This is a genomic window from Paenibacillus sp. JT31N7, from assembly GCF_059692095.1.
In genome coordinates this window covers 756,371-782,634 of sequence record NZ_JCAUAT010000001.1, presented here as the reverse complement: position 1 = coordinate 782,634, position 26,264 = coordinate 756,371, and the positions used below count along the sequence as shown (strand labels likewise).

Sequence of the window (26,264 nt, the reverse complement as noted above, 5' to 3'; positions counted from 1 at the left end):
GAGGTACGGTATGAAGGAGCAATTGAAAGATATCCCCGCGGAGGATAAGAAAATCCATAAAGTGCGTAAATTAGACACCTACGACGTTCGAAACCCAAAGGAGTTCAGACACGATGACGGACCCGAAGCCTATGACCGAGAAACAAAAGATGCTGGCCGGTAAACCCTATAAAGCTTTTGGAGAGGAGCTTCTGCTCGAACGGCAGCGTGCCAAGGAAGTCTTATTCGACTACAACGTCCTGCGTCCCGGCGAAGTCGAGAAACGGAACGAACTGCTCCGCCCTCTTCTGGGATGTACGGGCAAAGTCTTTTTTATTGAACCCCCGTTCCGCTGCGATTACGGATACAATATGCCTAAAGCCGGAACCGCCGCAAAAACCTGCTTCCGCGGAAGCGGGTTTTTCCTGTTTGCCGGATCGTAAGGGCCGCATATCTTCTTCGGGAAGAGTTTCGAGCAAAGGCGGCAATCCTTTAGCTTAACTCAATAAAACGGAACCTTGGATGCCCGATTGGGGCATCTTTTTTATGTTATTGACGCTGTCCTGCATTGTGAGTATGATAATAGTAATCGTTACGATTACGATTAAGTTATGGTCAAACGACATGATCTTTCATTTTTTAAAAAAATCGGTCCAGGGGTAGTTGTCTGATGAAACGTGAAATTGACTTTGTAAAATGCAATCCCACCCAGAATATGACCATTCTTGTGAGAACGAATCACCTGGCTGAGGAGTATAAGCCCATCGCAGCTAAAATGATGTCCTACGACAGTGTGTACGCCGAACAAGTAGGCTTCATCGAAAAACCCGGCAAATATGAAGCCGATGCAAATTTACGAATGGCGGGAGGTGAGTTTTGCGGGAATGCTTGCATGTCTTTAGCCGCTTTTCTTGCCTCTGAAAAAGAAATGAATCCTGACGACTTCATGGAAATTGTCCTCGAAGCTTCCGGAACGGAACAGTTAGTCACCTGTCAGGTGAAAAAAGTCAAGGAAGAGTACGTGTGCCGGCTTGCCATGCCCGTGCCCAAAAAAATCGATCGGAAGACAATCAAGTTTGAAGGCGATGACTTGGAAATTGTCACGGTGAGATATCCTGACTTTCTACATATTGTGATCGAAGTCGATCATTTCAATGAGACAGTGAGAAGTCGGGCACAAACCTTAGCGAAGCTGCTTGGAGCGACTTCGGAAGCCAGCGTGATCGGCATTTTGTTATTTAAGGCAGATTCGGATGAATTGGCTCCGCTCATTTATGTCCCTCCCTTGGATAGCATGATTTGGGAAAGAGGGTGCGGCTCCGGCACGGCGTCACTTGGTGCCTTCCTGTCTTGGAAAAACAAGGGGGCCGTTTCTGCGCAAATCAAGCAGCCCGGCGGCACTATGACTGTCATGGCCGAATGGGAGGAAGATGAGGTAACAAGCCTCACCATTGAAGGATCCGTTGGAATTGTAGCCCAAGGCAGAGCTTTTATTGATGTTTAACATCCTAAACCGGATTGGAGTAAGGTATGCGTACAACCGAGCAATTTCAACGAACTTTAACCGAGTTTCAAGCAAAATTTGCGCTTTTAGCAGATCGTTATGAAGGTACCGTCCAGCGAAGCTCCGAGTTAGAGGCGATCCTAGATGACTATTCCGCTTTTATTACGAACGGGGCAAACGAAGAATCCTGGCAACAATTGAACCGGCAAGACCCCGGCCATATGTCCCGGCTTGTGGAAGATTTGAGGAAGACGTCGGCGTTTTGCGTCGCGATTATGGAAAAATACCGTGCATGGAAGCTGCTGAATGGAGACGCGGAAAGGACGGGGTATTTTCGAAATATAGAATCATGCATCGAAAAGGAATTTGGAAGCTTTCAAGTGACTGCCGATTCGAAAGTGTTATTGGTGGGCTCGGGTTCATTCCCCATGACGCCGCTGTACATAGCAAAGCAAACGGGTGCGGAAGTGATCGGCATCGATATTGACAGGGAGGCTGTAGAACTTGGAAGAAGAGTTGTACAGGAGTTGGGAAGCGGATTAAAAATCAGGCTGGAGAACGTGTTCGTAGAGCATCTGGACGGTATACAAGAGGTGACTCACATCATATTCAGCTCAACGGTTGCCATTAAATACGAACTGCTGGACCAATTGGATCTGCTGACCAATCGGGATGTAATTGTGGCCATGAGATACGGCGGCGGCTTGAAATCGTTATTCAATTACCCCATGCAAGAGGTGAATAGCCGCAAATGGAGCTTGGTTGAAACGATTTTACGTCCCGGTCATGTGTTCGATATCGCTTTGTATCAAAAAGCACAGGCTTCATTTGGGGAGAGGAAGGGTTAGATGGGTGATTTTCAACGAGTCTTAGTATTGGGAACGGGTCCGGCTTCGATTCAATTGGCCGTCCTGCTGAAAAAATATACGAACTGCCGCGTAGGAATCGCCGGTCGAGAGTCTGCGCGTTCCGAACACTTTTTTGCGGCACTTAAGCAGAGCAACCGGCGTGTCCGCGCAGACATTCAAAATGAAAAACACCGGCGGCTGCAGGGCGAGTGCGTCATCGATGATGTTTTTCACGGATATGAGAGCATTACCGGAAGATGGGATACCATAATTTTGTCCGTTACAGCGGATGCTTACATAGGCGTACTCAAACAAATTCCTCAACAGCTTTTACGGCAAGTAAGGTGTGTGATCTTAATTTCTCCGACCTTCGGTTCCAACAGCTTAATCCGCCACTACATGACAGATATTCGTGCGGATGCGGAAATTATTAGCTTTTCCACCTATCTTGGCGATACGCGCTGGAGGCACGACAAGCCTTCCGATCAGGTCATCACGACAGGAATCAAGAAAAAAGTGTTCATTGGCTCGACGCAGGCTCCATCCGATCATGTGACGAAGCTCTGTACGTTGTATGAACCACTAGGGATAACCTTGGAAATCATGCGTTCTCCATTCGAAGCGGAAACGAGAAATAGTTCCTTATATGTCCACCCGCCTCTGTTTATGAATGACTTTTCGTTAAATGTCCTGTTCGGAGAAGCGGCTCCCAAGAAATTTGTATACAAAATGTTTCCCGAAGGTCCCATTACACCCGGTTTAATCCGTGATATGGTGGCCTGTTGGAAAGAGATGACGGCCCTTATCCGCAAGCTAAATATAGACGGCCTTAACTTGCTTAAGTTCATGACAGACGATAATTATCCGGTGCGGCCGGAAAGCTTATCGCGTCACGAGATCGAAAACTTTCTTCATTTCGAAACGATCCATCAAGAGTATTTGGTATACATCCGGTATACATCGCTGTTGATCGATCCTTTTTCCGAGCCGGATCCCGATGGGAAATATTTCGATTTCTCGGCAGTCCCCATTCGGCAAATCTTTGTGAACCATGAAGGGTACTGGGACATCCCGCGCATGCCGAAGGAAGATTACTACCGAATAAAAATCATACAAGGCATCGCGAGATTTGTAGATTCAAGCTGTCCAACGATCGATACATTCATTGCAACTTACGAGCGGAAAATAGAGGAAGCGGCCCGACATAGGCTAAAGGACGAGTTGTTGTCGGATGCATTCACCGTGCAAAGCTTTGAAGAAGACTTGAAGAGGATACGCAGTGAAATAGAAACAAGGTTGGGATCAAAGAACATATAGTACGCTGCATACTGGAGGAGACGACATGACGAAAAGAATAGCGGTTTTATTAGCTGCTTTAATGATTTCCATTGCCCTGCTGGCAGGCTGCACCGGCGGAAAGGCTGCAAAAACGGGGCCCACGGAACAAAGTAAAGAACTGGTATACGCCACGGCAAAAGATATTAACGATATGAATCCCCATTTGTATACGGGTTCAATGCCGGCGCAGGGAATGGTGTACGAATCGTTAGTCGAAAATACGGAAGACGGAATGAAGCCGCTGCTGGCCGAATCTTGGGAAACCTCAAAGGACGGGAAAACATACACCTTTCACCTGAGAAAAGATGTGACCTTTCACGACGGAGAGCCGTTTAACGCGGAGGCTGTGAAGAAGAACATCGAAGCCGTGCAAAAAAATGCAAGCAAGCATTCCTGGATCAAGCTATCCACTAAAATCGTGAGCTGTAAGGTGCTTGATGAGTTTACGGTGGAATTGAATCTATCGGAGCCCTACTATCCGACTTTATTGGAATTGTCGATGACCAGGCCTTACGTGTTCATCTCCCCCAAAAATTTCGTTAACGGGGGGACCAAGGATGGCGTGAACGGACACAACGGCACGGGACCCTATAAGCTCACAGAGCATAAAACCGATCAGTACGCCACTTTTGAATCCAATGAAACCTACTGGGGCGGCGCGCCTAAAGTGAAGAAAGTGACGGCGAAAGTTCTTCCGGCAGGGGAAATGACATTTTTGGCGCTGAAAAAGGGGGAAGTCAATTTTATCTTTACGGATGATCGAGGCGCGGACAGTATTGATGTGGAAGCGATGAATCAGTTCGTTCGTTCGGGCGATTTCCAGCTTGTCAGAAGTAAAGCGATGAATACGAAAATGATCGTGGCCAACAGCAGCAAATCAGGCCCCGTACATGAAACGGCCGTTCGCGAGGCCATCTGGTATTCCATCGACCGGGAAACCGTCAGCAAGCAAATTTTTAGCGGGATGGAGACGGCGGCTAACACTCTGTTCTCCTCCAATGTCCCGTATGCGGACGTCGATTTGAAGAAGCGGGGCTACGACCCCGAAACAGCGAAAAAGATTTTGGAAGAAGCGGGCTGGAGCCTGGAGAGTGGCAAAGAAATCAGAACCAAAGCCGGAAACCCGTTAGCCATGAAGCTTTACTACGACGTCAATTCTTCCTCCCAAAAAACGCAGGCTGAATTCCTTCAACATACGTTGACAACAATCGGGGCTAAGCTGGACCTTATCGGCGAAGAATCTTCTTCTATCGCGAAAAGAAGAGCCACGGGAGACTATGATTTGCTGTTCAATCAAACATGGGGGCTCGCGTACGATCCGCAAAGTACAGTTGCCGCATTTACTTCGGAAGGCTCTTATCTGCATACAACCAAGGGCATACCGAAAGCGGCCGAACTCTACACGAAAATCGATGATGTGATGGTGTCCGCCGACGAGAAGACACGGAAATCGTACTACGCGGATATTCTAAAAATTGTCCATGATGAAGGTGTCTTTATCCCCATTACCAATGGCAGCGTCACCGTCCTGGCTCCCAAAAATTTGAAAGGGATCTCGTTTAAGCAAACGCAATACGAGCTGCCGTTTGAGCGAATGTACTTTGAGTAGCTAATGAATGCACAGGGAGACCCCTTCGTGCCATGTATAAAAAAGGAGAGGGCTATGGGCAGTTATATCCTCAAAAGAGCTTTACTATCGCTTCCTTTGCTTGTGATCATATCCTTTCTGACGTTTGTTCTAAATCATCTGTCTCCTTTGGACCCGGCCGAAGTGGTCCTGCACGCGCAAGGCGTGCCGGATATAACCGAAGAATTAATCGCGGAAACGAAACGGACGCTCGGACTGGACCAGCCGTTTCTAATCCGTTATTTCCACTGGCTCGTTTCCTGCCTGCAGCTCGATTTCGGCCATTCGTACGTCACGGGAAAACCGGTGTGGTCCTTGCTGGGACCCGCTTTTCTGAATACCTTAAAGCTGACGCTGGTTTCGATGGCTGCCATTGTTGCCCTATCTATTGTCCTAGGCGTGATCTGCGCATGGAAAGAAGGGAAAAGGATGGACAAATCGGTTAGAGGGGTCTCGTTTTTGCTGACTTCTATGCCGCCGTACTGGCTCGCGTCGCTCATGGCGTGGTATTTTTCCGTCCATTTGGATCTTCTCCCGACCAGCGGCATGGACTCTTTCCAAAGTTATCTTTTACCGGTTACCGTGATTACCGTCAGTTACACAGGCATATACTTTCGGATCGTCAGAAGCTCCATGATCGGCCAGTTGAATGAGGACTATGTGTTGTACGGCAGGGCAAGCGGTTTACCGGAGAGGAAAATAACGATGCATATCCTAAGAAATTCGCTTCAGGTGGCCGTTTCCGTGTTTTGTATGGCCATCCCCATTATTCTGGGAAGTACGGTCGTTGTAGAAAACCTGTTCGCGTGGCCCGGGCTGGGTACGTTAAGTGTCAAAGCCATTCTTAGCCGGGATTTCCCGATCATCCAAGCTTATGTCCTTGTATTGGCGGCGGCCTTCGTTCTGTTCAATACCTTGTCGGACATGATTCTTGCGGCGATGAATCCCAAACTAAGGAAGGGGATGTAAATGAAACGATTTAAATCGATATGGAAAGACAAGCCGGCTGTCCTATCTTTATTCATTATCGTCACAACCATCGCGGCAGGGATTTTTGCCCCTCTGATTACGCCGCATGCTCCCGGGGAAGTGCATATGGATCTTCGGTTTGCGGGTCCGTCGCCGGAATATCTGTTAGGCAACGATCACCTGGGGCGCTGTGTTTTATCCAGATTAATTTACGGGATCCGTCCAAGCGTGCTTTGGGTGATGGCCGCCTTGATCCTAACGGTAGGGATCGGTGCCTTTTGCGGCTTTATTGCCGGGTATTTCAGGGGAAGAACAGATGCCGTCGTGATGAGGATTTGCGATGTGATGCTTTCTTTTCCGGGTTATGTCATGATCTTGGCCGTGATCGGTATTGTGGGCGTAGGCTTTGAAAATATATTGATCGCGTTTGTATGTACGAAATGGGCATGGTTTGCCCGCGTCATCCGAACGTCTGTCCTGCAATACGCCGAAGCGGACTATGTGAAGTTCTCTAAAGCGCTTGGCGCCGGCAGCGTTCGAATTATGATCAAGCATATTGTGCCCGTTTCGCTTCCCGACATTGCCGTTCTAGCAAGCAGCTCTTTCGGTTCCATGATTTTGCAGTTGTCCGGCTTCTCCTTCCTCGGTTTAGGCGTTCAAGCTCCGAATGCAGAGTGGGGCATGATGTTAAATGAGGCCAGGGAAGTCATGTTCTCGAAGCCGGAACTTATGTTAGCGCCGGGTTTAGCGATCGTTCTTGTCGTGTCGGCCGTCAACTTTCTGTCCGATGCGCTCCAAGCTGCGTTAGATCCTAAATTAAGGACTTCCAAGCAAAAGCTGCAAGGTCAGACCATCGCTTCCGGTACGGCGATTCAAGGAAATGGGGTGGCTTAATCCATTTATGAATAGTTTAGAAGTGAAACATTTAAAAGTTTGGGATAACTTAACCGGGGAAGTGATTATCCCGAATAGTTCCTTTCATGTGAGGAAGGGAAGCTGTCTGGCCATCGTTGGAGAAAGCGGAAGCGGGAAGTCTCTGACCTGCAGGGCCGTTATGAGATTGACTAAAGCCAATATCCGCCAATCCGGAGACATTCTGTTCAACGGAGTCAACTTAAGCGAACTGCCCGAGCAAGAAATGAGAAAAAGAAGAGGAAAACAGCTCTGCATGATTTTGCAAAACGGCATGCGTGCCTTCGATCCCTCTTGCGTGGTCGGGGTTCACTTAAAAGAAACGCTTGCCGAACATTTCGGGTGGAACCGTGACGAAATAACGGCGAAGATGAAAAAGGCGATGGAAAGCGTGATGCTCAAAGATCCGATAGCGGTGATGAATAAGTATCCGCACCAGCTTTCGGGGGGCATGCTTCAGCGCGTTATGATTGCGCTGGCTATTGTGCTGGAACCCGATCTCGTTATCGCGGACGAACCGACTACGGCACTTGATACGATCTCCCAATTCGAGGTCGTTGAACAGTTTGCGCAATTGCGGAAGAGAATGGGCTGCTCCATGATTTTTATTTCGCACGACCTGGGCATTGTCCGAAAACTTTCGGACGAGGTGCTGGTTATGAAAGAAGGAGAAGTGGTGGAAAGAGGGCCGACTCCGGCCATTTTCTCTGAAGCACGCCATGAATATACCCGCTATCTAGTATCCTCGAAGCTTTCGCTGAATCATCATTTTACGAAAATAATGGGAGGCGGCAGCATTGCTGAGGGTTGAAGGCGTCGAGAAATCGTACAAAACGGGCGGTTTATTTTCCGCGAAAAAACAAAAGGTGTTAGCAAACATTAGCTTCGAATGCGGGCAAGGGGAATGCCTGGGCATCATCGGAGAAAGCGGAAGCGGCAAATCCACACTGGGCCGATTGATCATAGGGATTGAGGAGCCGGATCAAGGAACCGTTTTATTCGAGGGAAAAAGGATAGGGGAGCGAAAAGCGAGACGGGGGAACATTAGCGCTGTTTTTCAAGACTATACGTCCTCCATTAATCCGTTTTATACCGTCGAGCAGGCTATGATGGAACCCATGAAGCTGCAAAACAAAGCCCGCAAAGAGGCTTCAGGCAAGATTGATCTGCTGCTGCATCAAGTTGGACTGGACTCGTCCTATCGAACAAAATACCCCCATGAATTATCGGGCGGAGAAGCTCAAAGGGTGTGCATAGCCAGAGCCGTTTCAACCGAGCCCAAATGTATTTTGCTGGATGAAGCCATCAGCTCGCTGGATGGTTCGGTTCAAATCCAGGTGCTTGAGTTGCTCAAGAGATTGAGGAAAATTTACGGCATGGGATACATCTTCATCACCCATGACATCCAGGCTGCCGCCTATATTTGCGACAGGGTCATTTTCATGCGACAGGGCCAAATCGAAGAAACGGTGAACATCGCACAGTTAAAAGACGTTCAATCCGCGTATGCAAGGAAATTATTGCAGATGATCATTACCTAGCGTTATGAGGCGGACGGAGAGAATTCGGGAAGGAGCAAGAACGGTGAGAGGAGCTTTGTCCTGGCCTTTTCTGAGGCTGTATATGTTGACTCTATTGTATTTCAGCGCTAATTCGATATTAAATGTGATCATCCCTTTGAAAGGCGAATCGCTGGGGGCCACGAATACAACGATCGGGATTGTTATGGGGGCGTACTTATTTACAACGATGTTTTTTCGGCCTTGGGCGGGTCATATCATTCACAAGCATGGTCCGATTAAAGTGCTGCGCACGATTCTTGTTATTAACGGATTCGCCTTACTCCTGTACACGTTTACCGGGCTCGGGGGATACTTCGCCGCCCGTATGCTGCAAGGGGTCTGTACCGCTTTTTTCTCCATGGCCCTGCAGTTGGGTATTATAGACGCGCTGCCGGATAAGGACCGGTCGCAAGGGATTTCGATGTATTCCTTATGCGCTTCCATGCCGAATATTATGGGTCCTCTGCTGGCTTTGGGCATGTGGCAAACGGCGGATAACCGTTATTTTATAACGGCCATGATCACGATTGCCATTCTTACCGGAGTTGTGGGCTATAGTGCCCGAATGGAAAAAAAAGAGGCTCAACCTGCTGCGGGTCAGCCCGGGCATGGCGCCACGATGCTCCATTCCTTCGGCCATTTGGTTAAAAACCCGCATTTATTCAAATGCAGTGTTCTGATGCTGACAGCTTCCCTTGTATTCGGAGCGGTGACCACCTTTATTCCCCTGTATGCCGCGCAGATCGAAAGCGGAAATGCGGCCATTTACCTCATGATTCAGGCGACGGCCGTAGTGGCAGCCCGTTTTACGCTCAGGAGGAAAATTCCTTCGGACGGAAAGTGGCATTCGTCCTTTATGATGGCGATCATGCTGATTTTAGCCGCAGGGGCGCAATGTGTAAGCTTTTCCGCAGCGGGCGGAACGGTGTTTTTTTATGTCGGCGCAGGTTTAACGGGCATCGCCCAGGCACTGCTTTATCCGACCTTAACGACGTATTTGACTTTTGTATTGCCGCAGCATGATCGCAATGTGCTGCTCGGTTTATTTATCGCTACAGCCGATTTAGGCGTTTCGCTGGGCGGCGTCGTGATGGGCCCCGTCGCGGATCTTTCTTCGTATTCGTTTATGTACCTCATTTGTGCGATTTTAGGTTTGCTGATGATCTTATTTTCTTATGATCGACGTAAGATTTTTGCCCGCTCAAGATAAACTTGAATGCTGATCAGTCACAAAATTTTCAAGCTTGCAGGCTATCGGCGTATTCAAATCAGCGACAAACATCCAATTACCCGAATTATACTTCGGATATCCTTTCAGAATGTTTTTGGGTTATTCTTTTGAGAATGTTTCTGACCGTTACGGCGAACCGGATGAAATATGGCAGCAGCCCGATGGTTCCACCGTATTGATATATACGGAACATAGCGTACTTTCTCGTGAATTTCCATCCATCGATCTGAAAAATGATGATTCCGGATACACGGCTATGTATTATTTTGACAACCCGACAGCCGAAACAAATGATAATCTCGCCGGGCTTTATGCCACAAGGTTTGTTCGAGGTACTACTTATGGAAAGACTTACGGCGATATTACGGAAGAATTAGGCTTGCCGTCCACAATCAAAGTCATGGGCGGGGGCGATAAATATATAACTTACCCGCTTAGAGAGGGGCAACAACGAAACGCTTACTTTATTTTGCATAATGACAAAGTAATTGAGGAAGGTGTCATGTACGGGAATGACTACACAATATTAGACTTTAAGCAGAAAACTTCTGAAAGTGATGCAACGAATAATGGCATAAGTTAATTCTTATCACAAATTATCGGCTCTTGTTTTATCCCTTATCGCGCGCACATACGCCCATCCGATTTCGATAAACACCGCTTGTCAAAAGATAGCGAACTATCAGACTGACAAAAAAATCCCTAACCAGAATGGTTCGCGCTGCCAAGAATGCAGGGTGAGATGTGATAGTATTGCTCGAATGCATTGGTTTTTATGATTGTGTACACTTTAATTCTGTTGTTATGGCTAACGGACGGTATAGTGGAATAAGCTACCAGTGTGATGTGGTGAAATAATTGTATGAAAAATAGGAGGTCTTTCTATGACAATTGGCTCCCAGAAACATATTGATGGTCTTACGGAAATCGGTAAAATCGTTGCGTTGACAATAGATCATGTAATATCCCTTGTCCATCATCGATCGTCTTTGTGTTAGATTCTAAATAAGTGATTCAATAATTCAACTTATATAGCATTGAAAGCAAGTGTTTATAAATAAAAAAACCTCTCCAATCGCAAAGTCGTTTCATGACGACAGCTTGTTTGCGATTAAGGGAGGTTTTTTTGTATTTAATCGATTAAGTTTCAACCGTATTATTCATGCAACTGCTTATGAAACTCGTCAAGCGGCCGGGACAGATTCTGCTTGATAATGCGTGCGGCTGTTACCGAATCGCGATCCTGCAGCGCTTGAATGATTTGTTCATGCTCTTGAACGGCCGTTTGTGTCTGTCCGATTGGATGGTTTAAAAACACATATTTAAAGCGGCGGATATGCAATTGTAGCGAAGAGCAAAAGGACGTGATATACGAATTGTCTGCGATTTCTACAATCAGGTTGTGAAACTCCTCATCATATTCAAGCGCCTGATACAGATCCTTTTCAAGAATGCACTTCGTAAATGCTTGATTCAATTCCCGCAATTGTTCGATTTGCTCCGGCTGAATCAGTTGGGCCGCCGTCTCGGCTGCCAATGCGTGCAGTACACCGAGGGGGGCGTACGGCTTATGAATATCGTCTTTGTCGACCCGGGTCACTCGCGTATCCTTGCCGGGAAACATCTGGACGAGTCCCTGTGCTTCGAGCAATTGCAGCGCTTCTCTAACCGGCGTCCGGCTCACGCCCAGCGCAGCGGCAAGTTCGGCATCATTGAGCTTTTCGTTAGGCTGCAGCGTGCCGTCAATAATCCATTTTTGCAATTGTGACAATGTCCGATCTTTGGCTGTAGAGCGGACTGGTGTCGAATAATTGTCAGGTATTGGCATTCCATTCATCCTCTTCATCCTTGATAGACAAAAACAACAGTCATTATTCCATAATATTTTGATTTTTAATATATCGCATCTTGCAGCTGAAAGCAATTGAAAGAGCATTAGAAACAGCGCTTAAGGGGCGGCAATGAAAGAGAAAAGAGAAAAAGCTTTATTTTTATCGCAAAAAAAGATTGCGCCTATGAGATATGCAGAATATAATATGCAATATATTACGATAAAGATTTGTTCTTGTATCGTTCAAACAACATGAAGCAATGATGAGGAGCAGGCAGAGGCTCTTATGTACAGAGATCGGTGCAGAAGCTGAGAGCATCGTCATAACCCTACTGCCAACTCGCCTCGGAGCTATTTCCTTGAACCAGTCAACGATTAGAGGAAATCGGAGTGGCGCACGTTACTGTGCCGTTGATCGGCTGTTAGCCGATTGGAAGTGGCTGTACTGAGTACGCGGAACTATCTGTGTATGCATGCAGCAATTATGGGTGGTACCGCGGAAGAATACTCGCTCCTTTCGTCCCTTATACGCGTGTTGCGTATCTGGACGGCAGGAGTTTTTTAATGGGAGGGGGATGAAGGAGAGAATAATATGATTTTCACAAAAAGGGCTGTATGTCAGCCATCTTAAGAGAATGAGTTTCATTCTCTGGAGTGGGAAGCCACTACTATACGAGGAGAGGTTTGCAATGGCAACAAAAACCATACAACCGGCATCAATTGCCGCGAAGACGATTTATCCCATTTTGCTGACGATCAGCATGATGCATTTATTGAATGATACGATTCAGTTTATTGTCCCGTCGTTGTTCCCGATTTTAAAATCGTCATTGTCCCTAAATTTTGCTCAAATCGGTCTCATTTCACTAATGATCAATTTGACTGCAGCCATTATGCAGCCCCTGATCGGGATTTACACGGACAACAAGGCTAAGCCGATGATGCTGCCGTTCGGCATGCTGTTTACAATGCTTGGCGTCATCACACTTGCTTATGCGCATCAATTTTGGGTTGTCATGTTCGCCGTTATGCTGATTGGACTTGGCTCAGCTATTTTCCATCCGGAGTCGGCACGCGTGTCGTTTCTGGCAGCAGGCGATAAAAAAGGAACAGCCTCCTCGATTTTTCAATTTGGCGGGTTTATGGGGCAAGCGATTGCTCCAGTGCTGACTGCTGTCTGGTTTGTCGTTACCGGCCAGCAAGGGCTCGTTTGGCTTTCGATCGTGATTGCGGTAGGCTTTTTTGCCCAGTTTTATGTGGCCCGCTGGTATCAAAATCAATTGGTTCCAGCTGATGCTGCCGGCGCCAAAACAAAACAAAGTCAAGTGAGTCCAACCGGGTTATCAACCGGCCGTATTGTGCTTGCGATTACAATTCTTATGATTTTGGTATTCTCGAAAAACTTGTATGTTGCGGCGATCAGCAGCTATTATTCGTTCTTTGTCATTGACCGTTTCGGTGTCACGATGGGGCAGGCGCAAATCATTCTGTTCGTATTCCTGGCGGCTAACGTTGTAGGCTTGCTGCTTGGCGGCTTGCTGGCAGACCGCTTTAGCCGGCTGACACTGATCTGGTTCTCGATCCTGGGCACCGCGCCATTTGCATTGATGCTGCCCTACTCCAATCTGACTTTCTCAATCATCTGGATTTTCTTGGCTGGCACAATTTTGTCATCGTCTTTCTCGGTTATTATGGTTTATGCCAACGAGCTGCTGCCGGGCAAAGTAGGACTTGTCTCCGGGATCTTCTTTGGGCTTGCTTTCGGTTTAGGCGGTGTCGGCTCCGCCATTCTCGGCAACATGGCCGACACAACAAGTATTGATTTCATTATTCAATGCTGCGCTTACTTGCCGCTGTTGGGGCTGTTGACGATTTTCCTGCCGTCGGACAAAAAAGTGAAGAAAGAAGCGCAGCAGGTCTCTGTTGCTCAATCTTAACTTAATTTATGCTGTCCATGATGTCCCGCTCGCCCGGATAGCCGGAAGAAGAAGTTGGCCGGCAGGGCGTGAGGATAAAAAAATCATAACAGGCCTTTACGCTTCCGGCTCGCACCGTTTGATCGATATTAGCGGATGTGCCGTCCAGCATCCTGTCGTTAACCAGATGATTGAGCAGGTAAAAGCCAGTATGACGGAATTGCAGATTCCCGCTTATAATGAACGTACACGAGAAGGTGTGGTGTGGACAGTCGTCGCCCGTGTCGGCGAAGTGACGGGGCATGTACAGCTTACACTCATAACCGCTACGGACTGGCTGCCGGATTCCAAGCAGTTTGTGCAGCGTATTCCTTCGAGGGGGGCGCCGAGAAGCTGCTGCCGGAATGGGTCGGGCGCTGCATCAAGCCCGATGTCGTTGTCGTTGACCCGCCGTGGAGGTTGTGAACAGTCGCTGCTGCAAGCCATTCTCCAAGCCAGGCCCGCGCGGCTCGTGTACGTCTCCTGCAACCCGGCCACTCTGGCCAAGGATTGCGAAACGCTGCTCCGCGGCGGCTACCAGATCGAATGGGTGCAGCCGGTGAATATGTTTCCACAGATGACACATGTGGAGTGCGTGGTAAGGATATATCGGGTGGATTAATTAATTTTATAATGAGGGGCTTCCTTAAGAGGAGGTTCTTTTTTTGTGCATACTTCGATTAATATGTATTAATTTGGTGAAAATTGGTATGATTAATGTATTAAAATTCAGATTTTATTTAGGAATTTATATCATTCTCATTGGTCGGCATTATTAATGAGGCGGGTGATTTTTATGAAGGTATATATAAGAAAAAGTTTTGATAACGAAATTGCCAATCACAATTTTTATACAGCGTATGATGGATTTAAACAAATGGGATTTGAAATTCATTATTTTAAAAATATTGATGAGCTATCTGATAATAAAAAAGAAGATATAATAGTTAGTTATGTTGATGATGTTAGAACAGTACTTTTTAAACATGATATAATCCCACCTGAAATTGATTACCCTGAAGAATTAAAAAACTACTTGGGTAGGAAGGTTTGGAATTCAAAATTAAGTGTAATAGCAAACAACCCTGAGAACTGGAATGTATTTATTAAGCCTGTTGAGGATAAAAAGTTTACTGGTGTTGTTGTTAGAAGTACTAAGGATTTAATAGGTTGTGGTACAAATGGTGAAGATCCAGCTATATTATGTTCGGAAGTTGTAAACTTTGTAGCAGAGTGGAGATGTTTTGTTAGATACGGGAAAATACTAGACATTAGAAGATATAAAGGGAATTGGAGAGTGCACTTTGATTATAAAGTAATTGAAAATGTCGTCTCTCAATTCGAATCTGCTCCTAATGGTTATGCCGTAGATTTTGGGTTAACTGATAAAGGTGAAACATTGTTAATAGAAGTTAACGATGGCTATTCTTTAGGGCATTATGGGTTAGTTTCCTTGGATTATGCTAAGTTATTATCGGCAAGATGGTCTGAGTTAACCTCGACGATAGATGAGTGTGATTTTTAATATAGCTTCTGTTTACAATTATCGCTAGAGGTGACATGGTTGAAGCCATTTAGAAAACGTTTCAAGAAAGTAACTGTAAATGGTCATCAATTTCATTGTGTGATTAATGAGTATTTTAGAAATGATTCGGTTTCTTTTCGAGTGTACCCTCATAACACCAAAACATCTTTTTTTGAAATTTACTTCTCATGGGAAGAATCTTGGCATTTCAATCTTAACCTACCTGATACATGTTCAACTTTAATTAATTACGCTATTGAAAACGGATGGGCGTACACTCAGGAAAAACAACAGATGTGTATCAGACAAGGCGATTATCTTAGAAAATTAATTGAAATACCAGATTAATATCTAATGGTTAAAAATGCAAATTTGATAATGATATTGAGTGTGCAGTAAATCTAGCAAATTCAACTAATAATGCATAGGAGCAAAATAATGGAATTTGAATTTCATATTACAGTCAATAATTTAAAGCTTGGCGAAAAGGAATTTTTTGTTAATGTTTGTATTTTGGAACAAGTGAAGCCTCTTATGATTGTCTTAGACAAAGGGGATTATATTAATCAGCCTATGTGTACAGGGATTATTGAAAGTATTGATTATTATGAAGCGAAAAAAGAAATTGAGAAAATTGCAACCAAATTTCAAAAAAACGGATTTACTATCATGAGGACAAAAATAGAGATATCTCCAGATGAGGAAAAGTATTTCCATATGCCAGTAACTAGGAATTCTAAGCCTTATTTCGAATGGCATGGCAAAGTAGCTGTGAAAGAAGTTGCCAGGCTAAAAAATTTATGTGAGGGTCATGGCGGGCATATTTCAAGAAACTCTTTAGCAACAAATGGAGAAGTAAGATTTATTACAGTCAGAGAATATGAAAGTAAGGAAAAATTCTATGCACGGGTAGATAAGTTGCATTCTATTTTGCAAGAAAATAAGATAGATGTTCTGAAAGAACAATATGAATTATGTATCTATGACAGTAGAGAAGAACTGGATAGCGGATGGGTTTCATAAATTTCACAATAGAGGGATGCAATAATGATTAAGCTTGAGAATTTAAAAGATATGAATGATGAGGATAGAGAACTCATTGTCTTAGAAGCACTTTTGAGAAGAATATCACTTGTGAATATGCCATTTGTTTTAAAAGGCAGCCTATTAACAAGACAATATTTGAATAACCCAGATACTAGGCATGTTGAAGATCTCGACTTTTTGTATATGGATAAGATCAAAGATGTAGAGCATGCACATGAAACATTTACAAATTGGATGATCCAAGTGACTGAAACGGATCTTGGTGATGGTATAACGTTTAGAAGTTTTCGAGAGAATGCATTTTGGCGGTGTATAGATTATGCAATGTCAGATGATTTTCCTACAATAAATACAGATCTTGCTTATTTTTTCACAGATGAACCTAGGGAAGTAAATCATTATAGTGAAATATATCTAGATGTTTCATTCAATTTAGAAATGGCAGTAGATCCCGTTTCAATTGAGTATCGACCAGTTCTTGGTGATACTTTCAGTGTTCCTTATTCGGTACCACTTTCGATACAAATTGCTTGGAAACTACATCAAACCATTGTGAGACCAAGGTTTAAGGATCTTTATGATTTAAAATATTTATTATCACATCCATCATATGATGAACGTGCACTTAATGAAACATTACAGGCACTCGTTAATGAATGCAGTATAGATCAATCTATTACACCTATTGCTATAAAAAGTATACTTGTAGATGATTTAGGTGGATTGTATCATTCGTTATCCAATGATTATTCTCTAAAAAAATATGCTGGCAGTATCACTCAAGAAGTCTATTTTATGAAGTTAGTGGCTGATTTACGTAAAATAATGAACCAAGTTGGTATTAATGAAAAGGCATACGTTAGTTTACCTAGACCAACACATAGGATACATCAGTGATAAAGAATGAAATTCGGATGCAATAAAATCTAGAATTCAATAACTGATGAAAAGACTATCGTAGTTACAGGGTATTTGTGTATCGATATCAAAAAAGAACCGAGAGCACATTTGCCTTCGGTTTTTCTCTATGCCTACACTCCATATCAGTCTATTAAAACAAAAGGCGGTTGGTTGATGGTGGAGGTATTTTCATTCGAACATAGAGGATTGAGTGCTGGTTATTGTATGATAGATAATAGAGCGACTGCCTCAATAGGTCGTTATTATTAATAAAGAACAAGGTGAGTACATGTCCTGGAGCAAATTGAAACAAAATCTGGAGAGTTTTCTCTGTCCCGCATTACATGGCAGGGTCGAATACCGCGCAACCAGTTACCGTTATTTACCTGATAAAGCAGGGGATTGTTATATTACGGTAGATAAAAAGAACGTACTCAATATGAACGATGCAACTAACTTAATCAGATGGTATCAGACGGAGCTGGAAATTAAGAATGATCCGGATATCCAAATTCCTATCAGCCATGAAGAAATGGAAGCGGTCAGACAAGAAACGAAAGGGAAAGTTCCGGAGGATCGTCTAAAAGTAATGGCAAGAAGCAGAAAAAGTTCAGAACATGCAAAGGAGCTTTTGTCGGCACAGACATCGTTAAGTAAATCAAATTTTATCGTTGTGGCTACTAAATTTTTATCCACTTCTATAGAGGAAAGCATAGAGAGCCAGGATATCTTATTGAATATTCTAGCTTTGGTGGACAGACGAGTTGGAAAAAAGCGGATTTTGAACATGTCCGAGAAGATGAAGTTAAAGCATCCCATTGTGCAGTATTTTTATGAACTACGGCGTAGTACGTTATGAAAAATGAACGGATCGCGAGCTTTCGCATGCTTTATCGCAGGATCTCACCGCCGGGCAAATCGATAATGAGTAAAAAAGTTGACGACCTCGAACTTTAGTTAAGTCCGGGGTCGTTTTCTTATGTCCAACAACATGAAAGGCCGTGGGTCCCAAGAGCCTATGTAATCAGAAAATATAGAAGATGAGACCTTTGCCCTCGGCTGCAGTTTGGCTGAAGAAACGCCGGATTTCGTTGAAATGCTGCAGCATGTAGGCAAAAAACTCGTCCGCATCCTCGTCTGAATGAATGCCAGCCTCAAGAGGATATACCTCTTCCTTGAGCATGACCGGGAAATCATACCGCAAGCGGAGCTGCGCTTCATCCAGCTCAGACATAGCCTGAAGCGCTTCGGCAACTTGCTCGGCGCGTAAGGAAAACGCCCCGAATGAGCCGAAATCGATGCCTTTGTCCGACGTTATCGGTACCACATAGCCAAGAGGGGGCTCACCATCGGCAATACTTCCACAAAGCAAGAAATGAATCGCCTCCCAGGATCTATCAATGTCCAGTCCGGGATACTTGTCTATTTTCAAATCCTTCAACGCAATGTCGCCTGCAGCGATTTGCTGCACCAGTTCGTTATCAATAGAAAAGTAATATCCTCTCATTGCCATGTTGTCAGCCTTCTTTCCATTTTTAGTAGTGACTATACTGCACGATCTAAATGTAACATTCTGGAATTGTGTATTTCAAGGAACAGTAGAGATATCGTCAAAGAAATGTGACAGACCATTAGCCGAATGTGTCATTTTCAGGAATATCTATCCATCATTTTATTTAAATAATTTCGAAAGTCTTCAACATATGTTTTGGGCTCTACGATTTTTAGATTTGTGCCGAAACTTGCTAAAAATTGAAATCCCGTACTGTTTTGAGGGACATAAATGGTGGCTAATAAAAATTCAGAACTATTGTTTTCAATACTCTTTCGACCGTACCTTTCAATGAATTGATCTTTTATGCTAGGCGAAATCAATGCCTGGATAGCGACTAGCTGCGGTTGATAACTTGCTTCGCGTTCTTGTTCCCATACATATTCTCTAGGGTTAAATGTTTGTTCATCCATTTTAAGATGATCGATTCGAGATAATTTAAACGTTCTATTGCTCATACGATGTAAACAGAATCCTTTCAGATACCAACTCGTTTCGCTAAAATGAAGCTGATAGGGCTCGACAATTCTATTCGTCGTGGTGCCGTTTTTATCTATATACTCAAAGGAAACTAACCTTCTCTTTACTATGGATTCTTGACACGTCTTCAAGGTTTGAATAATCTCAGTCCGGCCCTCCCAATCATAAAATGACAGTTGAATTGAACTTTTCAGAGTCAATGGGCTAACCATCGCTTCTATTTTCTTTATAGTAATTTCAACTTCTTCGCTAATTAGAATTTGTTCCAATCCGCCGAGCGCCGTCAATATATTCTCTAAGTCGGAGCTGCTTAAAAGACGTTTATCAACCTTGTATTCATCCAAAATACCGTAGCCGCCATGAACTCCATGGATAGAATAAATCGGGATGTTGGATAAGCTCAAGGTTTCCATATCGCGAAGAATGGTTCTTTTGGAAACATTAAATAATTGCGCGAATTCGTTTGATGAAACGACATTTTTTTTCAGCAAAATCATTATTATTGAAATAAGTCTCTCAACCTTGTCCATATTTCTCCTCTTATTTCTCTACTTAATTTTAGAACGGTGACATACAGATGTCACTTTTAGTCGATTATACTACATGTATAACAAGAAGGAGGTATTGCTTTATGGAAGCTATTGTATATGTAAACTTTGACGGAATCGCAGAACAAGCGATTGAATTTTATTCGGAGGCTTTAAATGCAAACGAGGTGAAAAAGGTTAAATTCAGGGATTTTCCACAAGATCCAAACTATCCGCTGCCAGAAAATGAGTTAAATATGATCATGGAGTCTTCCATACAATTCTCAGGCGGGAAAATAATGATGTCGGATATTTTGCCTTCCATGAAGGCGGTAACAGGCGAGCTGGTGAAAGGGAACAATATTCTGATCAGTCTGGTCATGGATGATAAGCAAAAACTGGAAGAATACTTTACTAATTTGTCTGTTGGCGGCCATGTCATCATGCCGTTATCCAATACTCCTTGGTCTTTGTGCTTTGGAATGCTGGTTGATAAATTTGGAGTTAACTGGAAATTCAACAGCGACGCAGATCAGTTTCTTGATCAAGTCATTTCTAACAAAAAGTAATTCATTCGGGCGCGTGACAACCTCACATATCCGATAGCTAGTATGGAAATAGGAATCAATTTAGAAAGGATCATTACCCCCAATAGGTTGTTATATTTGGACGCGGTCGAGGAAGCTTTGTGTTTTGGATGGATTGATGGAGTCAAAAAGAAAGTTTCCAAAACGGAGCTGGCTTAGAGGTTGTCTCCCAGAAGTAAAAAAAGTTCATGGACTGAATTAAATAAAGAACGTGCCCGCCGCCTCGAAAAGTTGGGGTTGATGAGAGACGTAGGAAGAAGGGTTCTTCCTAATATGGATCACAATTGTTTTAGAATAGATGAAGAAATAGAGCAAAGGCTAAAAGAGGAAAAGCAAGTATACGATCATTTCGTGGCATTTGCGGATCTTTATAAAAGAGTTCGGATCGACACGATACAAAGCAATAAGAATCAGTCGGAATTGTTTAGGAGCAGATTAGACAAATTCATAACAAATACCAGAGAAAACAAAATGTACGGTCAATGGAATGATAATGGAGGTCTACTCGATTATTAAGATCTAGGATATTGCAATGTAAAAGCGGGCATGTTAAGATCGTGCTGACACTTAACGATCGGAGTTGAAGAGAATAATGTAAGTTTTCCTGCCGCTTTTTAAAGAATAAAACAAAAATTTGGTTTATTCTTTATTGGCAAGAAAGTTACCTTATTCTTTTCACTCAAAAAATAGATCCATTTCCTACCCTTTATAGGGTTGGATGTGCCGTATTTTTTGAGCTACAAGAAAGGTAACTTTCTTGTGGCTCTTTTTTATGTTGACAAAGAATGTGCAGCTGAAAGAGATCAACCATTTCTAGGAGGATGAAAGCGATGAAGAACGAGGTTGTAGATGATTGTGTGAATCGGTTCTTGTTAGGTGAAGCGGTTCACAAAAAAACAATTCGGTTGCCGGAGGTTTACCCATCTATCGACAGGTGCACATAGCGATTCATCTGCAAACTGTATGCGCTTTTTCTGTATAGTTGGTTAACGACGTGTCAAAGCGCCGACTGACGGTTGCTTTTTTTACGTTTTCTCCGGCAGTAAGGAGAAGACATGAGACTACCCTCGAAATATGAAACGATTCGGCAAATATTGTCCGACCTCAAGCAACCCGAATATCGGTATGCTCAGATTATGGACGCGATTTTCAAGCACAACGTCGGCGAATACGGACGGATGACCATGCTGCCCCAACTTTTGCGCGACGAGTTGACCCGTATGCTTGGTCCGAACGTCTGCAGTATCGTTCCGGTAAAAGAACTCACGTCGAAACAAGTTAACAAGGTGCTGTTCGCCATTGCGGGCGACGAGCGCGTGGAGGCCGTACGGCTTACTTATGAGCGGGGCTGGAAATCGTATTGCATTTCCACGCAGTGCGGCTGCGGTTTCGGGTGCAGGTTTTGCGCCACCGGTACCATCGGCCTGAAACGAAATCTGACCGCCGACGAAATTACCGACCAATTACTGCACTTTCGCTTGAACGGCCACGCCTTGGACAGCGTCTCATTTATGGGCATGGGGGAGGCGCTCGCCAACCCGTATATTTTTGATGCCATAACGATTTTGACCGACCCGCATCTCTTTGGTTTGGGACATCGGCGAATTACGGTTTCCACCATCGGTCTGCTGCCGGGTATCGATAGGCTGACACGTGAGTTTCCGCAAGTCAATCTAACCTTCTCGCTGCATTCGCCGTTCGACGATCAGCGAAGCGAGCTGATGCCGATCAACGACCGATTCCCACTCGAAGACGTGTTGAACGCATTGGATCGTCACATCCGACACACAGGGAGAAAGGTGTATATTGCGTATATTCTTCTTCGGGGAGTCAACGACTCGACGGCGCATGCGGAAGCAGTTGCCGAGCTGTTGAGGGGAAGGGGACCTGTGGAACATCTCTACCACGTTAACTTGATTCCATTCAATTCGACCGAAGTTACGCCGGACAACTATCAGCAATCTGAACCTAATCGGATTAAAGCGTTTGTTCGGATCTTGAAGTCAAAGGGAATCAGTGTCACCGTCCGAACTCAGTTCGGATCGGACATTAACGCGGCATGCGGCCAGCTATACCGCTCCGAATAATCGATCAGCTGTTCCTCGAAACAGTCTCTGTACTTTTGAGCGGAAAACTATAGTTTGCTGCTCAACTGTGTTCCGATAAATGCTTTAACCCTCGTTGTTTTCGCGGTGAAAGGAATAGGAAACTCATTTTGGGTTTGAGGACACGAGGGTCATAAATAATAGGTGTTCGATATAGGAGACACATCTGAAATAATGAAGCCTGCCTGCCAACGGCAGGCTTCTGACGTTTTATTGCCCTTTAGGTTCCGGCAAACTTACCTTCCATAGCCTCGCTGTACTAGTTAATATTCCTTCATCAAATTCCATCTTGTAGATATCAGGCTTTGAAGTGTTTAATAAAAAGTCCAAGTCAAACTGGGGGTCGAAATATCCCATCATCATCGTCATAACGGCTCCATGAGTTCCAATAGCAACTTTCTGCCCCTTATATTCGCTTATAATGTTTTTAAAAATAGTTACAACACGGTTTTGACAATTTGTAAAAGACTCTCCTCCAGGCAACGAAAAGTCTGGGTCTGAAAACATCTTCTTGACTAACGGATATACTTCCTTATCAGGCAGTATTTTATCATCACCAATAAATACGATTTCTTTAAGTTCCTCAATAACAATCATTTCTTTGCCTAAAGATTGGGCTAGTCCCTCTAGTGTTAATATGGCCCTTTTATATGGACTTGAGATGAACGTGTCTATACCCTCATCTTTCAACATTTGAGATACAATTTGGGCATCCGATTTTCCCTTTAAAGTCAGTCCGCGTGTTCTTTCGTTCCCTTCCATTTTAGGTGATTCTCCGTGTCTGACCATGTATACACAGGTTTTCATAAATTCTTTCTTCTCCTTTATTCCTCGACTGCATAATATGTTTTCCTCATCCTACCATTCTCAACTAAACATGTACATTCGTGTTATTACGGAATACTGCCGATAGCTTATAGGATATGTGACATTGACCCTTGAACGAATAATCGGGATAATTAAAACTAAAGGGCAGGAAGGAAGTGGAAGGAATGAACCCTCTGGATTACATTGAATATTTGGGACACAGCAGCGTTTACCCTCCTTTGGTCGATCAGCTTTCGAGGGACAAGATAACTTGGCGGCCGAATGTGCAGAGGAGTCTTAATACGACCTATTTTGTGAGTGGAGAGGGTCTTGTTCTCCATTTCGATATTGGCGCTGAAAACAACGGTATCACTAAGAAAAGCGAGGGTGATTATATATTTGATGAATTAACCATGACAATTATGGAAGAAAATAAGAAACATGGAAAATATGTAGGTCCGTTTCCCTATGGATTGTTACAAAACGATTCAAGAGCCCAGATCGAAGCCAAGCTGGGCACGCCCACGAGGAGAGCCGAGGAGTTGGATAACTACTATTTGGATGGCCTCGTGTGGACGGCAGCCTTTGAAGGGGAAAGGTTTCAATTTTTGAAGTTGGCTGTTCCAACAAACGGCAAGCGAAAATATGGCCTCTGCCCGTGATGTATTGCAGGGATATTAGTCGATATACATAAAATGCTTGTGCGACTTCTCGAAGATGGATGATCTCCGGCAGTTGGAGTTGAATTCTTTGATATCGCTGCGGGACATCGAAAATCTGTAGACCGCCAGACGGATTGAGGTTCCGGGGCTGAAAGAGATTCATACAGCCATTTGGGCAGAAGCCTTTGCTCCCTAGAGGGACATGCTGGGCCTGCGTCACGTTGTGTGTGCATTTGAGGGGACGAAAGGAAGGGAATAAGCATGAAAGAACCATCAGAACAGCTCATTGAAATGCTTGGGCATCCGTACAGTCCCAAGAATGTTCAAGCTTTGCTGCAATCATTCGGCATCAAGCGAATGCCGCCCGCGAACAGCTATTTTAACGACGATATCATCTGGTCCGTGAAAACATCGATACGCATCGATCTTTATCGCGCACCCAAAATAAATGATCTGACTGGGCTCAATTATACAAAAGAAGATGGATGGATCATTGGCGCGATACATTTTCTTGCGCCCGGGTCGGATGACAGAATTAAAACTCCGTTTCCCGGAGATCTTCCCAAAGGAATCACGATGCGCTCAACACCGGATGAGTCGATAAAGGCATATGGTCAACCCGAACTGGATGAAGAATGTGAATGGCCCGGATTTTCCGGTCGGATTTTGGCATGGCGCAAGCCAGGCATAAATATCGCAATTCAATATGCTAACAGTGAGTCCGGCAGCAGGATGATAAGCTGTACGGCCTGTTTAATCGGCTGCATAGGCGCCTGGCGAAACGATAATCCGGAAGTCTTTGCCCCTAATTAACAGTCGAGATGTACTGGCATCTGTACGCCCAAAAAGGCCTCTGCCATATCGGCGGGGGCGAATTGCCTTACAATGAACACTGTAACTCTTTACGTTCTTCTTGTTCAGTCGATGATAGTAATTTCCTATAGTGTATGTAGACAATCTCCTTACGTAAAAGTTTGGAGTAAGGACTTCCAATCTGAAACAGCATAGCGTCTCCGCAATTTAGGCGGTAAAGCAGCCTTGTGCCTCTGTACACTCCAGCGGCGGGTTTCCATATGGAACCGCATTTCAAAGGCTTCCATCATCGCTTCACTGCTCCTTAATTCTGTTAATACATAGTGCTCCCGAGGGTCCTCGCCAAAGGTTCGGGAGCATTTTCTTTTTTTAATTAAAAGGCCGGATTTTGTGGTTGTCATTCAAATGAAAGCACCTTAGAAGCTATTAAACGTCTGTATGCTTCTTGAGTAAACTCCACATGCACTCCGGCATCGTGGAGAAGGACGATATCGTCATACGTGGTCTCTCCTCGTCTTCATATTCCCCATGTGCTTTTTGTCCCGCTTTTGCAGAGATTTCAGTTTGAGGTTTACCAGTGCAACACCTATGATAATTAGAATGAGTCCCACCACCATCTTGGGAGTGACCGTTTCGCCCAAAAAGAGAACGCTGATCACGATCGCAATGAGCGGGACCAGAAAATTAAACGAACCGATTTTGCCGGCTTCACCCGATCTGACAAGCAGAAAGAAAACGAGCCAGGTCAAGGCCGTACAGAAGATCGCAATAACCGTCAACGTCGAGATGAACGGCTGGTTCCAGACGATATCCGTCCAGTTTTCAACGGTAGTACCCGCAACCAACAATACAATTCCGCCAAAGATCATTTGAAGAGTAGTCAACCAGATCGCATCGACTCTAGTTGAGGTTTTTTTCATATAGATCGTACCGAACGTCCAAGTAATCGTGCTGGCTAAACCGAGCAAGATGCCGGCGGACGAAATATTCCCGGAGCCATCGTTTATACTGATAACAGCGACTCCGATGAAACCGAGAATCAAGCCGATTATTTTAAAACCAGTCATGGATTCACCCAACCACAACCAAGCTCCGATACCGAGTAGAACGGGCTGCATGAACACGATCGTCGAAAACAAACCGGCCGGCATCATATTCAGTCCGAAAGTTTGAAAGCCGAAAAAGAGAATGATATTCAGCAATGCGGAGATCAAGTAGATGTTCCAAGTATGCTTCATATTAAGTTTTCTATAGCGTGGCAAAGCGAAAAGAAGCAAAATGAGACCTCCGATAAAGATCCTCAAGCCGGCGAAAAGCAACGGTGGCGCGAATTCGAGTGCATATTTGGAAAGCGGCCAGTTCACCCCCCACAGCATAACTAAAAACGTTAAAAGGATAAAAGTAAGTGTTCGCGAAAGTTGCATGGTTCTACAGCTCCTTTGTGTGATGGTGCTTCCTATGGTACAATAGCTCACTAGATAAATAAAATGCATGTTTATTATA

Annotated in this window: 26 protein-coding genes and 1 pseudogene; 22 read left to right on the top strand and 5 right to left on the bottom strand. The window is 44.5% G+C overall.

Annotated features, from left to right (window positions below; genetic code table 11):
- The first annotated feature begins 113 nt into the window (after positions 1 to 113).
- The 11 genes from AC58P5_RS03305 to AC58P5_RS03255 all read left to right on the top strand — a co-directional run bounded on the left by AC58P5_RS03305 (position 114) and on the right by AC58P5_RS03255 (position 10,553).
- Positions 114 to 422 (top strand): maltose acetyltransferase domain-containing protein, encoded by a 309-nt coding sequence (locus AC58P5_RS03305; protein ID WP_497384547.1) that lies wholly within the window; start codon positions 114 to 116, stop codon positions 420 to 422.
- A gap of 227 nt (positions 423 to 649) precedes the next feature.
- Positions 650 to 1,483, top strand: a complete 834-nt coding sequence (locus AC58P5_RS03300; protein ID WP_497384546.1) for a histidine racemase CntK family protein — start codon at positions 650 to 652, stop codon at positions 1,481 to 1,483.
- Between the two features lie 26 nt (positions 1,484 to 1,509).
- Positions 1,510 to 2,331, top strand: coding sequence for an SAM-dependent methyltransferase (locus AC58P5_RS03295; protein ID WP_497384545.1), 822 nt, complete (start codon positions 1,510 to 1,512; stop codon positions 2,329 to 2,331).
- Positions 2,332 to 3,648, top strand: a complete 1,317-nt coding sequence (locus tag AC58P5_RS03290; RefSeq protein WP_497384544.1) for an opine metallophore biosynthesis dehydrogenase — start codon at positions 2,332 to 2,334, stop codon at positions 3,646 to 3,648.
- Positions 3,649 to 3,673: 25 nt separating this feature from the next.
- Positions 3,674 to 5,278 carry a staphylopine-dependent metal ABC transporter substrate-binding lipoprotein gene (cntA, locus tag AC58P5_RS03285; protein WP_497384543.1) on the top strand — a complete coding sequence of 535 codons (1,605 nt, stop codon included), beginning with the start codon at positions 3,674 to 3,676 and terminating at the stop codon, positions 5,276 to 5,278.
- Between the two features lie 54 nt (positions 5,279 to 5,332).
- Positions 5,333 to 6,265, top strand: coding sequence for a nickel/cobalt ABC transporter permease (gene opp1B / locus AC58P5_RS03280; protein WP_497384542.1), 933 nt, complete (start codon positions 5,333 to 5,335; stop codon positions 6,263 to 6,265).
- Complete coding sequence (cntC, locus tag AC58P5_RS03275) at positions 6,266 to 7,159, top strand: staphylopine uptake ABC transporter permease subunit CntC (RefSeq protein WP_497384540.1); 894 nt, start codon at positions 6,266 to 6,268, stop codon at positions 7,157 to 7,159. It abuts the gene before it with no gap.
- A gap of 7 nt (positions 7,160 to 7,166) precedes the next feature.
- Entirely contained in the window at positions 7,167 to 7,988 is an 822-nt protein-coding gene (gene cntD, locus AC58P5_RS03270) for a staphylopine uptake ABC transporter ATP-binding protein CntD (protein ID WP_497384539.1), read from the top strand.
- Complete coding sequence (locus AC58P5_RS03265; RefSeq protein ID WP_497384538.1) at positions 7,975 to 8,718, top strand: ABC transporter ATP-binding protein; 744 nt, start codon at positions 7,975 to 7,977, stop codon at positions 8,716 to 8,718. The genes cntD and AC58P5_RS03265 overlap by 14 nt, the downstream gene beginning before the upstream one ends.
- Before the next feature lie 43 nt (positions 8,719 to 8,761).
- A complete protein-coding gene (gene cntE / locus AC58P5_RS03260; protein WP_497384537.1) occupies positions 8,762 to 9,949 on the top strand; it encodes a staphylopine family metallophore export MFS transporter CntE in 1,188 nt (395 codons plus the stop codon).
- 109 nt (positions 9,950 to 10,058) lie between these two features.
- Entirely contained in the window at positions 10,059 to 10,553 is a 495-nt protein-coding gene (locus AC58P5_RS03255; RefSeq protein ID WP_497384536.1) for a hypothetical protein, read from the top strand.
- Positions 10,554 to 11,126: 573 nt separating this feature from the next.
- On the opposite strand, the gene AC58P5_RS03250 is transcribed toward AC58P5_RS03255, so the two are convergent.
- The gene (locus AC58P5_RS03250) at positions 11,127 to 11,798 is read right to left on the bottom strand and encodes a GntR family transcriptional regulator (RefSeq protein WP_497384535.1); all 672 of its coding nucleotides are present in this window, start codon (positions 11,796 to 11,798) and stop codon (positions 11,127 to 11,129) included.
- Positions 11,799 to 12,490: 692 nt separating this feature from the next.
- Between AC58P5_RS03250 and AC58P5_RS03245 the strand changes: the two genes are divergently transcribed.
- The 6 genes from AC58P5_RS03245 (at position 12,491) to AC58P5_RS03220 (ending at position 18,087) form a co-directional block, all read left to right on the top strand.
- Complete coding sequence (locus tag AC58P5_RS03245) at positions 12,491 to 13,738, top strand: MFS transporter (RefSeq protein WP_497384534.1); 1,248 nt, start codon at positions 12,491 to 12,493, stop codon at positions 13,736 to 13,738.
- Positions 13,739 to 13,928: 190 nt separating this feature from the next.
- Entirely contained in the window at positions 13,929 to 14,378 is a 450-nt protein-coding gene (locus AC58P5_RS03240; RefSeq protein WP_497384533.1) for a hypothetical protein, read from the top strand.
- 174 nt (positions 14,379 to 14,552) lie between these two features.
- Positions 14,553 to 15,281 (top strand): ATP-grasp domain-containing protein, encoded by a 729-nt coding sequence (locus AC58P5_RS03235; RefSeq protein WP_497384532.1) that lies wholly within the window; start codon positions 14,553 to 14,555, stop codon positions 15,279 to 15,281.
- A 438-nt stretch (positions 15,282 to 15,719) separates the two neighbouring features.
- Positions 15,720 to 16,304, top strand: a complete 585-nt coding sequence (locus tag AC58P5_RS03230) for a hypothetical protein (protein ID WP_497384531.1) — start codon at positions 15,720 to 15,722, stop codon at positions 16,302 to 16,304.
- Positions 16,305 to 16,328: 24 nt separating this feature from the next.
- A complete protein-coding gene (locus AC58P5_RS03225) occupies positions 16,329 to 17,225 on the top strand; it encodes a nucleotidyl transferase AbiEii/AbiGii toxin family protein (protein ID WP_497384530.1) in 897 nt (298 codons plus the stop codon).
- Positions 17,226 to 17,517: 292 nt separating this feature from the next.
- Positions 17,518 to 18,087 carry an SF0329 family protein gene (locus tag AC58P5_RS03220; protein ID WP_497384529.1) on the top strand — a complete coding sequence of 190 codons (570 nt, stop codon included), beginning with the start codon at positions 17,518 to 17,520 and terminating at the stop codon, positions 18,085 to 18,087.
- 165 nt (positions 18,088 to 18,252) lie between these two features.
- Here the strand turns inward: AC58P5_RS03220 and AC58P5_RS03215 are convergent, their stop codons facing one another.
- Both AC58P5_RS03215 and AC58P5_RS03210 read right to left on the bottom strand, forming a co-directional pair.
- The gene (locus AC58P5_RS03215; protein WP_497384528.1) at positions 18,253 to 18,741 is read right to left on the bottom strand and encodes a YfbM family protein; all 489 of its coding nucleotides are present in this window, start codon (positions 18,739 to 18,741) and stop codon (positions 18,253 to 18,255) included.
- Positions 18,742 to 18,878: 137 nt separating this feature from the next.
- A complete protein-coding gene (locus AC58P5_RS03210; protein WP_497384527.1) occupies positions 18,879 to 19,790 on the bottom strand; it encodes a helix-turn-helix transcriptional regulator in 912 nt (303 codons plus the stop codon).
- A 101-nt stretch (positions 19,791 to 19,891) separates the two neighbouring features.
- Between AC58P5_RS03210 and AC58P5_RS03205 the strand changes: the two genes are divergently transcribed.
- The 3 genes and pseudogenes from AC58P5_RS03205 to AC58P5_RS03195 all read left to right on the top strand — a co-directional run bounded on the left by AC58P5_RS03205 (position 19,892) and on the right by AC58P5_RS03195 (position 22,461).
- Complete coding sequence (locus tag AC58P5_RS03205) at positions 19,892 to 20,356, top strand: VOC family protein (protein WP_497384526.1); 465 nt, start codon at positions 19,892 to 19,894, stop codon at positions 20,354 to 20,356.
- Positions 20,357 to 20,431: 75 nt separating this feature from the next.
- Positions 20,432 to 20,890, top strand: a pseudogene (locus AC58P5_RS03200) (YdeI/OmpD-associated family protein); the annotation flags it as partial.
- Between the two features lie 539 nt (positions 20,891 to 21,429).
- A complete protein-coding gene (locus AC58P5_RS03195) occupies positions 21,430 to 22,461 on the top strand; it encodes a Cfr family 23S rRNA (adenine(2503)-C(8))-methyltransferase (RefSeq protein ID WP_497384525.1) in 1,032 nt (343 codons plus the stop codon).
- A gap of 228 nt (positions 22,462 to 22,689) precedes the next feature.
- On the opposite strand, the gene AC58P5_RS03190 is transcribed toward AC58P5_RS03195, so the two are convergent.
- Entirely contained in the window at positions 22,690 to 23,286 is a 597-nt protein-coding gene (locus tag AC58P5_RS03190; protein WP_497384524.1) for a histidine phosphatase family protein, read from the bottom strand.
- 185 nt (positions 23,287 to 23,471) lie between these two features.
- Between AC58P5_RS03190 and AC58P5_RS03185 the strand changes: the two genes are divergently transcribed.
- Positions 23,472 to 23,948 carry a hypothetical protein gene (locus tag AC58P5_RS03185; protein WP_497384523.1) on the top strand — a complete coding sequence of 159 codons (477 nt, stop codon included), beginning with the start codon at positions 23,472 to 23,474 and terminating at the stop codon, positions 23,946 to 23,948.
- A gap of 261 nt (positions 23,949 to 24,209) precedes the next feature.
- Entirely contained in the window at positions 24,210 to 24,761 is a 552-nt protein-coding gene (locus AC58P5_RS03180) for a hypothetical protein (RefSeq protein ID WP_497384522.1), read from the top strand.
- A 494-nt stretch (positions 24,762 to 25,255) separates the two neighbouring features.
- On the opposite strand, the gene AC58P5_RS03175 is transcribed toward AC58P5_RS03180, so the two are convergent.
- A complete protein-coding gene (locus tag AC58P5_RS03175; protein ID WP_497384520.1) occupies positions 25,256 to 26,185 on the bottom strand; it encodes a DMT family transporter in 930 nt (309 codons plus the stop codon).
- Positions 26,186 to 26,264: the final 79 nt, after the last annotated feature.